The 11,545-nt window shown below is 65.2% G+C and carries 9 protein-coding genes; 6 read left to right on the top strand and 3 right to left on the bottom strand.

What is annotated here, in order from left to right; genetic code table 11:
- Nucleotides 1-232: 232 nt before the first annotated feature.
- Together EJ903_RS06870 and purU are read right to left on the bottom strand one after the other, a co-directional pair.
- The gene (locus EJ903_RS06870) at nucleotides 233-766 is read right to left on the bottom strand and encodes a hypothetical protein (protein WP_126613436.1); all 534 of its coding nucleotides are present in this window, start codon (nucleotides 764-766) and stop codon (nucleotides 233-235) included.
- Between the two features lie 447 nt (nucleotides 767-1,213).
- Nucleotides 1,214-2,080, bottom strand: coding sequence for a formyltetrahydrofolate deformylase (gene purU / locus EJ903_RS06865; protein ID WP_126613434.1), 867 nt, complete (start codon nucleotides 2,078-2,080; stop codon nucleotides 1,214-1,216).
- A gap of 188 nt (nucleotides 2,081-2,268) precedes the next feature.
- Between purU and EJ903_RS06860 the strand changes: the two genes are divergently transcribed.
- From EJ903_RS06860 to EJ903_RS06835, 6 genes are all read left to right on the top strand, one after another.
- Nucleotides 2,269-2,655, top strand: a complete 387-nt coding sequence (locus EJ903_RS06860) for a hypothetical protein (protein ID WP_126613432.1) — start codon at nucleotides 2,269-2,271, stop codon at nucleotides 2,653-2,655.
- Between the two features lie 244 nt (nucleotides 2,656-2,899).
- Nucleotides 2,900-3,136: a hypothetical protein gene (locus tag EJ903_RS06855; RefSeq protein ID WP_126613430.1), complete on the top strand. Its 237-nt coding sequence runs from the start codon at nucleotides 2,900-2,902 to the stop codon at nucleotides 3,134-3,136.
- Nucleotides 3,129-3,683, top strand: coding sequence for a hypothetical protein (locus EJ903_RS06850; protein WP_126613428.1), 555 nt, complete (start codon nucleotides 3,129-3,131; stop codon nucleotides 3,681-3,683). The genes EJ903_RS06855 and EJ903_RS06850 overlap by 8 nt, the downstream gene beginning before the upstream one ends.
- A 140-nt stretch (nucleotides 3,684-3,823) precedes the next feature.
- Nucleotides 3,824-5,044 carry an NHLP bacteriocin system secretion protein gene (locus EJ903_RS06845; protein WP_246015297.1) on the top strand — a complete coding sequence of 407 codons (1,221 nt, stop codon included), beginning with the start codon at nucleotides 3,824-3,826 and terminating at the stop codon, nucleotides 5,042-5,044.
- A gap of 3 nt (nucleotides 5,045-5,047) precedes the next feature.
- Nucleotides 5,048-7,207 (top strand): cysteine peptidase family C39 domain-containing protein, encoded by a 2,160-nt coding sequence (locus EJ903_RS06840; RefSeq protein ID WP_126613424.1) that lies wholly within the window; start codon nucleotides 5,048-5,050, stop codon nucleotides 7,205-7,207.
- Between the two features lie 60 nt (nucleotides 7,208-7,267).
- The gene (locus tag EJ903_RS06835; protein ID WP_158627887.1) at nucleotides 7,268-10,096 is read left to right on the top strand and encodes an ATP-binding cassette domain-containing protein; all 2,829 of its coding nucleotides are present in this window, start codon (nucleotides 7,268-7,270) and stop codon (nucleotides 10,094-10,096) included.
- Between the two features lie 51 nt (nucleotides 10,097-10,147).
- Here EJ903_RS06835 and qhpG read toward each other — a convergent pair whose 3' ends face one another.
- Nucleotides 10,148-11,527, bottom strand: coding sequence for a flavin-dependent monooxygenase QhpG (gene qhpG, locus EJ903_RS06830; protein ID WP_246015272.1), 1,380 nt, complete (start codon nucleotides 11,525-11,527; stop codon nucleotides 10,148-10,150).
- Nucleotides 11,528-11,545 lie beyond the last annotated feature (18 nt).

The following is an 11,545-nucleotide window of genomic DNA, read 5'->3' as shown; positions in this document are numbered from 1 at the left end:
CAATGGTGACACAAGGGTTCATTCTGCGCAGCCCGGACACGGGCCACAGCAAAGGCGCTAGCCATCATGGATATGCTCCAACTCCCCCTGCGGTCGGTGCGCGCACGCACCCCCGTCATTTTTAGGCTTACGACTATAGTGCCGGGCCGGGTCGGAGAGCCATGCAACAAAGGAATGGTGGACGCACCATCAATCGCCATTTTTGACGGGGCAGCCGGTTGAACCGGGGGGCTTAAGCCTCGCGCAGATACAAATCGATCTCACCCTGCTCCATGACGTGGGCGGCACCATGGATGATGCCGTTCGCCACCTGGATGATGCGGTGGATCATGGCGACGGATGTCTGGCAATCGGCCCGCAACTTGTCCGGATCGCCCCCTTGGATGTCGGTTGCAACCCGCTCCAACGTCCGGGCAATGACCTGATGGGCTTGGGTTATGGTGTCCTCGAACGGAAGACGGAATTTCGAGGGGACATGGCTGTAGGCTTCGATGGCCAGCAGTTTGTCCGAAAAACCACTGTCCTGGAAATGCTCGGCGTAGCTTTTCGGTTGCCAGATCTGACATTCCTCCAACATGTCCGGCATGTCGGGAATCATCTCGATTAACATCACGATTTCATTGAAGTGATTGAGATAGTCTGTGGCCAGCAAGGTCTTTTCGGAAATGTTCGTGCCCTGCACGCGGGCGCGCCACATCGTGTAATCGGCCAATTCGTCTGGCGGAACGCCGTCGGTCACGGACAGATCATTCTCTTGGTCTTCCATGCGCCAATCCGAACCCGATGAAGCCGACACAACACGGCATAATGCCGCACACAAGCATCAATCAACACTGTGCAACGCTGTCATTAACTTCCGATTAAGCGACTTGCAAGACCCGCATGGGGCAAACAAAGAAAAAACGCGCCGACCCGGGGGAGGTGTCGGCGCGTCTGAGGATCGGGAACACTCGCCTCGCCCTCGCACAGCCATGAGCTGGAGGGCAATGTCAGAGTAGTCCTCTATGTCTTTCGGAATGGTTAAAGTTCTGTTGCTGTTTATCCTAACACCAAACAATCGGAGGCGCGATCTTTCCTCCGTCTCGTGACCAACTTGAAACATTCGCCGCGAGGGCCGATGAAATCTTGCCCACCTTGGATGTTTTTCTGCCGCTCGTGATCGGGTTGTGGGACACACATCTGTGGCTGTGTGTTCTGATGCACCACGAGACGGTCAACGGAACACCACGGTCTTGTTTCCGTTCAGCAACACGCGGTGTTCGACGTGATAGCGCACGGCGCGTGCCAGCACGACGTTTTCAATGTCCCGACCGATCGCCACCAGATCATCCGGCGTCATCGTGTGATCGACGCGTTCAGCCTCCTGCTCGATGATCGGACCTTCATCCAGGTTGGAGGTGACGTAATGGGCTGTTGCACCGATCAGCTTGACCCCGCGCGCATGGGCCTGATGGTAAGGCTTGGCCCCCTTGAAGCTGGGCAGGAAGCTGTGATGGATGTTGATGACACGACCGGCCATGCGCTCGCACAGTTTGCCCGACAGCACCTGCATGTAGCGGGCGAGGACGACCAGATCGACCTTTTCGGTGTCCACGATCTCCAACAGGCGTTCCTCCTGCTGGGCCTTGTTGTCGGGGCCGACCGGCAAATGATGGAACGGGATGTTGTGCCATGCGGCCAACTGGTAAAAATCCCGATGGTTGGACACAATGGCGGGGATTTCGATGGGCAGATAGCCGGTGCGGTAGCGATACAGCAGGTCGTTCAGGCAATGCCCGAACTTTGACACCATGATTAGCACACGCTGGCGGCGGCTGGCGTCGTGCACATTCCAGGTCATGGCGAAGCGTTCGGCCACCTGGGTGGCGAAATCCGTTTTCAGCGTCGCTTGCGAGGGACCGGCGGAGCCGGCCGAAAAGTGGATGCGCAGGAAAAACAGCCCCGACACCCGATCACCGAATTGGGCGCTGTCAATGATGTTGCAACTCCGATCCGCCAGAAAACCGGACACCGCGTAAACGATGCCGACGGCGTCGGGGCAGGAAATGGTCAGAATGTATTCGGAACCGGTGTCGGACATCGCGCGTCTACCATATGAACGGTCATCACAAATCGGGACGCTTGCGTAGCACGGATTGCCCGCCGCGTGCACCCGCTCGATGCAGAAAAGCCACCAACGCCCCAAAGCCGGGCGCACGCATCCGCTGGAAACGGAACCATGTCGGTGCCACAATGCCAGCGGGCCAACGGTTGGCGGCGGAGCGCACCATGACCTCGGGCGGCAAGATCATCGGCGAATTTGCAAAAGGCAAGGTTGACAAGCTGATGACACCGGAGGCGTCGGAAAGCGGTGCCCGTCATCGCATCCGGCATTTCATGGAAAACATGGATGCGGCGATCCTGGAGGCCAATTGCGAAGTGATCGGGCGCGAGTTGCCCGGTCTCAACCGTGAATCACTCCTGCGGATGGCCGTTCGCGTTGCTGAATTGCGCGCGGACTACATCCGCGCTGGAATCAAAATGGCCGAATCCCGTCATCCCAGCGCGGCAAGCGTTACCGAATTGGCGCGTCTGCGCACGGCCTACGAGGAAATGAAGACGGTTTATGAGGCCGCCGAACGGGTGATCGAGCGCGGATATGTCAAATTGACCTGAAAAACGAAACAAAACACGCCAATCAATCAAAACAAAGCCTCCTCCCACCGGTGTGGAGGAAGGGGTACCATCAAGCGGCTGGCCCTGGACAAACGTGGCGGGAACCTGCGGTCGCACCGGATTGATCAGCACCGGGATTTTCTTCTGCTTCGGATCACGGCGGAGACGGAGCTGATCTTGGCGATGTTGGCCGCGCATCTGACTGTCCGGCGTCACGGCACCAATGACGCTGCTGAGTGGTGCCATGAACGGTACGGCCCTCCTCGCCGACGTCGAGCGCATTCCGCTTCCCACCCGGACGACCGGCGACATGGTCGTGATGGACAATCCCCCGCCCTACGAAATTCCCCGCCGCCCACCACATCACCTGCCTCGTGAACCTGACACGAGTGTCCTGATGCATTTGAGCGTTGACTGGCTCAGTTGTTCGGATAGTTTGGTTGAACATCATATTCATTCCGGGCAGGTCGGACATGGCTGATCACAAGGCACCGACAGCGTTGAGCGACGACGATCTTGCCAATGTCACAGGCGGAAAAGGCCAATCCGACAGCGGGTTGCCCCTCTCACTCGGCGAAGGGAAGAGCCCGGAAGATATGCTGAAAGCCATCCAGCAGGAACGGCTGGACACCCTTGAGGAGTGGGTAAAGGCGCAAGTGGGCGAGGTCAAGGCCCACCAGTCGACAATCGGTGAGTTGAATCAAGGGTTGTCCGTGTTGAAAACCGCCGAGAAGGCGTTGGAGGCGCATGGACCGGATGCACAGGTTTCGCTGAAATCTCTGGCGACAGACTGGGGAAACCGTTCGGTCGACGAGTTGACCAAGGTTTTGGGCCTTTCCGCGAACGCTGTCCAGGATGGTGCGCTCAACAAAAAGGAACTTGAGTCCGCCATCACCGGAGTCCAAACCAAAATCGACACTGTGACTTCGGAAGCCCAAATGGATATGATCAAGCTACAGTCGTTGATGGACAAGCAGAGGCAAGCGTCAGACCAAATGAATGACCTGTTGGCGAAGTTCAAGAAATAGCCTTCATCATCACCTCCGGATAAATTGCGGTAGGAACCCCACCGGTTTTGACAGGGATGCCAGACGCAGTGCCGCCCTTCCGTCCGCAGGCGGTGGCCGTATTTACCAACGGCAGTGATCACAGGGATGCGCTCCGGGTGATGCGCCCGCGCCTGTGGGGGCTGGGCTTTTTTCTGACCACCGTCATCCTCGGCATTTTGGTGTGGAGCGCCTTCTTCATTGTTCCCGTCACCGTAAACGGTCGGGGCATTCTGCTCTCAGCGCGCGGGGTGGTGGACGTCGTCGCCGACGCGTCCGGTCAGATCCACGAATTGAACGCCCGCCCCGGCGACGCCGTCACGCCCGGCATGATCATCGCGCGGATCGATCAGCCGGAATTGCGATTGCAGCTTTCCATTGCCCGTGGAGAGTTGGACGACGCGTTGCGCTTCCACACCGATCTTCTTGGCTTCCAACGCCGGGACGCCGAGGCCCGCGCAGCGGCGCGCGGGGCGCGGCTTGCCTCACTGTCCGGCCGCCTCGCCGCATTGCGCGAGCGTCGTGACGCGCTGATCGAACAGCGAGACGGTGTTGAGCGCTTGGTCGCCCGGGGAACGATGACGCGCGAACGGCTGATTGCGGCGAGCGAAGCGGTGTTGGCGGTCAATGGCCAGATCGCCGATGCGCAGGACGAGACGGCGGCGATCGAATCAGAAAAAGCGGTCAAGGCAACACAGGACGAACAGGCCCGCTTCGACGCCGAACGCCGGGTGGCTGAGGCGCGTCGCCGGGTGACAGGGCTGGAGGAACGGCTGGACTGGATGGGCACCGTCCGCTCACCGTTCGATGGTCACGTCGTCGAGGCCAAGGCCAACATTGGCCAAGTGGTGCAGCCGGGAACATCGATCCTGACGGTGGAGCGCACGCCCAACCGCAAGTTGACTGGCGCGGTGGACAGCGCGGCGCCGCTGGTACCGACAGTCGTCGCCTATGTGCGTGCGGCCGATGGCAAAAAGCTGGCCCCCGGCATGGCGGTGGAGGTCTCGCCTGCGACCACCCGGCGTGAGGAGCATGGCTTCCTGCTCGGTCGGGTCATCAGCGTCGGCGAGATGCCCGCCAGCAGCGACGGGATGATGCGGACGCTGCAAAACGACCGGCTGGTGCAGACTTTCGTCGCCGAACTGGGGACACCGTTCGCTGTCTCTGTGGCGCTCGACACCGATCCCACGGCACCGACGCAACCCTTGTGGTCATCCTCACGCACCGCACCATCACCGCTTGCCAGCGGCACACTGGCCGATGTCCGCGTTACGGTGCGCTCCACCCCGCTTCTGGCGCTGGCGCTGCCCGCCTTGGGCGTTTTGTTCGACGGGAGGCCATAGGGTATGATGGGCCGGTCCGCGCGCGTCCGCACCCCGACCGTGTTGCAAATGGAGGCGGCCGAATGCGGGGCAGCGGCGCTTGCCATCATATTGGCCCATTTCGGGCGGTGGACGACGCTGGAGGAATTGCGGGTTGCCTGCAACGTCACCCGCGACGGCAGCTCCGCCCGCTCCATCGTCCAAGCCGCTCGCGCCGAAGGGCTGGACGTCAACGCGTCCCGTATGGAGCCGGAGCATCTGCACCGCATGCCCATGCCGGTCATCGTGCATTGGGAAATGGACCATTTTCTGGTGGTGGAGGGCTTTGGCCGTGGTGTCGTTCACCTGAACGACCCGGCGCGCGGACCGCGCCGGGTGTCCGACGCTGACTTCGACCGAGGCTTCACCGGCGTGGTGCTGTCGCTCCGCCCCGGCCCGATGTTCAAACCTTGCGGGCGCCCTCCATCGCTGTGGCGCGGTCTTGCCGATCGGCTGCGGGGAAACGGCGGTGCCGTCGCCTTTTCCGTGATGATTGCGCTGGCACTGGTTGCTCCGGGCCTGCTGGTACCGGCCTTTGCAAGGATCTTCATCGACCGCATCCTGATCGACCGCTTTGATCACTGGCTGGGGCCGCTGTTGCTCGGCATGGCGGGCTGCGCCACCGTGACCGGGCTTCTGGTCTGGTTGCAGCGCGAGGTGCTGCTGCGGTTGGAAACACGGTTGGCGGTCGTCGGCGCGCTGACGTTCGTCAACCATGTCTTGCGCCTGCCGATCCATTATTTCGCGCAACGCCAATCCACCCAGGTCGCTGGTCGGGCGATGCTGAACGACCGCGTTGCCCAGGTGGCGGCTGGCGAGGTCGGCGTCGCGCTGTCCAACCTGTTGACCGCGTCCGCTTTCCTGGTCGCCATGCTGGTTACGGTGCCCACTCTGTCCTGCATCGTGCTGCTGTTGGCGTTGGGCAACCTTGCTGTGCTGCTCCGGTCGACGCGCGCGCTGGACGACGACAACCGCCATCTGCTTGCCGCCGCCACCGATCACGCGGGCTTCGCCCGCCAGGGCCTGCGGATGATCGAGGAGTACAAGGCCGCTGGTGCCGCTGACCGGCTGCGCGCCCGGCTGGCGGCGATGAACGCGCGGGTGATCAACCTGCGCCAAGCCGTCGGTGCCGCGCAGGCGCGTCTCGTCGCCTTGCCGGGACTGACCACGGTGGCTTCCGGTGCCCTGGTGATGACGGTCGGCGGCAACATGGTCATCGCTGGCGACCTGTCGCTTGGCATGCTCGTCGCCTTTCAGGCGCTGACGGCGGGATTTCTTGCGCCGGTCGCAGCACTGGTCCAACTCGGCGCGCGGATTCAGGACGGGCAGGCCTGTCTCCGGCTGCTTGACGACACGCTCCGTCATCCACCCGCCGCCGAATTCAGCCGGGCGGACGTCCGTCCGGAGGAGGGAGACAACGCCGCGCGCCTCGCCGGTGCCGTGTCCGTGCGCGGCGTCGGCTTTCGCTGCGGGGTGGGCAGCCCGTGGCTGCTGGATGGGGTGTCGTTCGATCTGGCACCGGGTGAACGGCTTGGCATCGCCGGAGCGTCGGGGTCGGGCAAATCGACACTGGCCGCGCTCATCGCCGGCATCGTCGAGCCTTCGGTCGGCACCATCCTGTTCGACGGCGTTCCGCTGGCGGCGGTGCCGCGCCTGCAATTGCGCCGCTCCCTGGCCACCGTCGAGCAGCACGGCGCGATCTTCGAGGGCAGCGTCCGCGACAACATCACCCTGTGGGACCACAGCCTGCCCGAGGAACGCGTTGTGGCGGCGGCGCGCTGCGCGCTGCTGCACGACACGGTGTTGCGCCGGGGCGGTTACGGCGCGCGCGTGCGGGAAGGCGGTCGCGACCTGTCCGGCGGCCAGCGTGCCCGTCTGGAAATCGCCCGTGCGCTGGTGCGTGATCCACGCATTCTGATCCTCGACGAGGCGACCGCAGCGCTCGACGCCGAGACCGAGGCGCAACTTCTCGCCAACCTGCGCCTGTGCGGTGCCACCACCATCATCATCGCCCACCGTCATTCGGCGTTGCGCGATTGCGACCGCGTCCTCGTGCTCGACGGTGGTCGCGTGGTCCAGTGCGATGCTCCCGACCGGCTGCTGGCCGGTCCTGGTCCGTTTCGCCGTCTGATGCTGGCGGATTGAACGATGACGCTGGCTGATGACAGGGCAACGGTGCCGACCCTTCTGACGGGAAGGCATCTCGTGCTTGACGACACAACCGCCTGCCTTGCCGTCGTGGCGGGGGAGGTTGTGCTGTTTGCCGTGCGACGCGATGCGCCAGCGGCCCGCCAACCGATCGGCCGGATTCCAGCGGGCGGCCTGCTGTTTGGCCTGCCGCCCAGCCGGTTGGGCAACGAGGTCATGTTGGCTGTGGCAAACGCCGACGCCCGGCTTTACGGGCTGCCGCCCGAAGGCTGGCCGCAAACCGACCCATCCGATGCCTTCGCCGATGGTCTTGCCCTTTGGCTCCAGGCGCTGTCCGATGGGCTGGCCCCCGCTTTCGGACCCAGGCCGTTGTCGGACCTTGTCGCAGCGGACGGCGTATCCGTGCCCCTGGCCGCCGAGGCTGTTGTCGGCGGTTCCGGGGGAATCATCTGGATCGACCTGCCACCCGGCGGCGCGCGGCTCTTTGGCATCGAACCGGTGGGCGGGTTTCTGCCGCTGCCAACCGGTGCCTGGCTGGTTCTCGACGAACCGGGCGAGGTTCGGGCGCTCGACTGGCGGAGCGGGCTGGCCCGTCCCGACTGGCCGACCGGGCTGGCCGTTTTTGACGCCGCCGTCGCCGAACTGCTGCCACTGGCGCGCGGCCTTGCCGAGGTGGACGAAGCCCATCGGCTCCGCCGACGGCACAATGAGGAGGCGTTTGACACAGCGCAGGCTGCCGGGCGGATCGCCGACATTCTGGGCAACCGGCTGCCGCTGCGTGCGGAGGGTGGCGGCGATGGCCTGTTGGACGTGATGCGCGTCCTGGGCCGCGCGCTCGGCACGCCGGTCCGTCGCCCAACCAGAGGACGGCGTGCACAGATGGACATGCCGCCGACGCTGGAGGAGATCGCACGGGCGTCGGACCTCCGGCTTCAGCCGGTGCGACTCGCCGATGATTGGTGGAGAACCGAATCCGCTCCCATGTTGGCCTGGCGGGACGGTCGCACTCCGGTTGCCCTGGTTTGGCGCGGTGCTGGCTGGTGCGAGACCGACCACACCGGCACGGAACGCCCGGTCACGGCGGCCAACGCCGCTGGTGTGACGGTCGAGGCCCACGCCGTGTTCCGTCCGTTGCCGCTGCGTCCCGATGTCCTGGCCCTGCTGTCCACCGGAGTCGCCGGTGGCGGAGCGGACCTGTTGGTTTTCCTGGCGGCGCTGCTCGTCGGCAGCGTCCTTGCGCAAGCGTTGCCGGTTGCCAGCGGCTTTGTTTACGGTGTGCTGGTGCCGACGGCGCTGCCGGACGCGGTGATGCAGGTCGGGGCGCTGATGCTGCTGATCGGCGTCGCGGGCTTCGTTGCGCAGCTTGCGGGGGAGGCGGCGCGCCGTCGCTTTGCCGCCCGCGCCGACAGCCAAGTGCACGACGGTGTCTGGGACCGCATCGTGGGCCTGCCGCTCGGAGTCCTGCGTGGCTGGCCGAGCGCTGATCTTGCGGCGCGGGCGGCGGCGGCGGTGTCGGTTGCGGCGGGTGTGCGGCACTTCCTCTTCACGGCGGTCGGGGCGCTGGGCGTCGTGCTGTCCAGCTTGGTGGTCATCGCCTGGAACGATGCGGTTCTGGCCGGTCTGGCGGCGTCGCTGGTGGCGCTGCACCTTGCCGTCGGATTTCTTGCCGGGTGGCTGCAGGTGCGGGCCATGCTCGACGGCGAGCGTTTGCTGGGCAGTGCGGACAGCCTGTTGGCCGAGTTTGTCAACGGCATCGTCGCGTTGCGCGGTGCAGCGGCGGAGGGGCGTGCCCTGCTGCGGTGGACCGATTGCTTTGCGTCGCTGCGCGCCCGGCTGGTCGCCTCCCGCCGGATGGCGAACGCCTACGAGGCGTGGCAGGCGGCCTATCCCGGCTTCGCCACCGCTGTTCTGTTTGCGGCGATCCACGCCACCAGCGCCACGCCGGAGGGGACAGCAAGTCTGCCGGTGGCCACCGCTGTGGTCGTCCTCACCTCCTTTGCGCTGATGCTGGCGGGGGTCTCCCAGTTGCTGCGCGGTGGGCTTGCCGTCTGGTTGCTGCGCTCTGGCTGGGCCTACGCGAAGCCACTCCTCCAGGAAACGCCCGAGGCGCTGGCGGATTTGACCGATCCCGGCCCGCTGATCGGCGCAATCGAGTTCTCCTCCGTGGGGTTCGCCTACGGCGATGGGCCGACGGTTCTGTCCGACGTTTCGTTCCGAGCCGTGCCGGGGGACATGATCGCCATTGTCGGGCCTTCGGGGTGCGGGAAGTCCACGCTGGTGCGGCTGCTGCTCGGGCTTGAGGCCCCATCACACGGGGCTGTGTATGTTGACGGCCATGACACGCGCGCGCTGCACCCGGACGCCCTACGACGGCGGATCGGTGTCGTGTTGCAGGACAGCCGTTTGCCGCCGGGAACCATCTTCGAGATTGTTCGTGGTCTGACCGACGCCACGCCCAAACAGGTGTGGGAGGCGCTGGCCGCTGCCGCCATGGCGGAGGACGTCGCCGCCATGCCGATGGGCCTGCACACGTTGCTGCCCGACGCCTCGCGCACGCTGTCGGGCGGGCAGGTGCAGCGCCTCGTGCTGGCTGGTGCTCTTCTCGCCAAACCGGCGGTCCTTGTCCTTGACGAGGCGACCAGCGCGCTGGACAACAACGCGCAGGCGCGCGTCATGGAGGCCGTGCGACGCGTTCCCGCCACGCGCATCGTGATCGCCCACCGGCTCAGCACGATCCGCCACGCCAACCGCATCCTCGTCCTCGACGGTGGACGCGTTGTCGAGAGCGGCGGCTTCGATGAACTGATGAACCGACGGGGCCACCTGTACCGGTTGGTGAAGCGTCAGGAATTTCCAGGCATGGACCCAGCATCCCAACCGGAGTGAGCCGGTTGCGTTGAACGGTGCGATGCGATCAGGCCACGCTGTGACGGCGGCTTACGGTGCGGTTTCAAGAACCCCGCACCGGGTCAACCAAGTCGCCACAGTCGTGGCACGGCTTGGCCCGATCCTGGTTGACCAGTTCTCGATCAGCGCGCGCAAGCTGGTGACGGGAGGGAAGCTCGACATCAGCGGCGCCAACTCAACCCCAGCCAGCCACGCGATGGGGCGGGCAAGGGCTGGGTGGTGCAGGGCCATCCGCTCCTCAACGAAATTGTCGACCAGACAGGCGGTTGTCCGCCACTGCGCCGCAGGGGCGAGGGTGAGCGGTTGGTCGGGATCGGGCATTCCGGGGGTCGTATCTGCGGAGTCGACGAGGGTGCCCACGGCCCGACGCAGCCAAAAGTTACCCTGCGTTGGTGTGGCGCTGAAGCGGTGGGCGGCGCTGGCGAAAAAGCCTTCGGTCCATCGGCGGTGCTGGTCCGCACCGTCGCGCAGGTCTTCGGTGTAGAACCGCTCGGCCAACGCGGCCTGGTCGGGTCGCCGCAGGCGGGTGTTCAGGACGATGGCCGCCGACAGGGCGGTGCGGATCGCCTTTTGCACACCGCTGGACGACAAGGGATCCAGCGCCATCGCCGCGTCACCGACGGCGATCCAGCCGGGGCCGATGGGGCGGTTGGCGCGGTAGGCGGTGCTGTCCACCCCGCGCACCGGGCCGGTGGTGGTCGCCTGGCGGAAATCTCCCAACAGGGTTGACGCGGCCAGACGATCCCGCAGAAACGCGCACAGCTCCGCCCGTTTGGGAACCGCGTCGGCGTCGACAAACAGCAGGGTGGAGAACAGGCCATCGCCGCGCGGCAGACCCCAGACCCAATGGTCCGGCCCATGATCGACGCAGGGGTGAACGGGCGTGTCGGTTCCGCGCCAATCGGCGAAAAGCGCCAGCGTTGCCGGGCCATCGGCGGAGCGGTCACGGGCCAGCAGACCGGCGCGACCGGTGGCGTCCACCAGCACCGACACCCGTGCCCGCCGCCGCTCCGCCCCATCGTCAAGGGTCAGCGTCCAACCATCGGCGTCCTGATCACGGTGAATCAGGCGGGCCGGGCAAAGCAAACGCACACCCGCGCCGACGGCGGCTCCGCGCAGCATCGCATCGAACCGTCCCCGATCCACCAGCAGAGGCGGATGCTGCGCCATGACGCGGTCCTCCGCCTCCAGCCCCTGCCAGCGGATTCGCGACAGCGGGGCCGGGCGCGCGCCGCACAGCGTCAGAACGTGCGACAAACCCAATTGCGCCAACTGCAGGCGAACGCCCGGAGTCAGGGATTGGCCTGACTGCGGTCGAGGGCTGGCGCTGCGCTCGACCAACAGCACCCGCCAGCCCAATTGCACGAGCCGGATGGCGAGAACGCAGCCCGCCGGCCCTGCCCCAATCACCGCAACATCCGCCGCCAG

Source organism: Azospirillum griseum (assembly GCF_003966125.1).
GTDB classification, from domain to species: domain Bacteria; phylum Pseudomonadota; class Alphaproteobacteria; order Azospirillales; family Azospirillaceae; genus Azospirillum; species Azospirillum griseum.
This window is presented reverse-complemented; position numbering and strand designations above follow the sequence as displayed.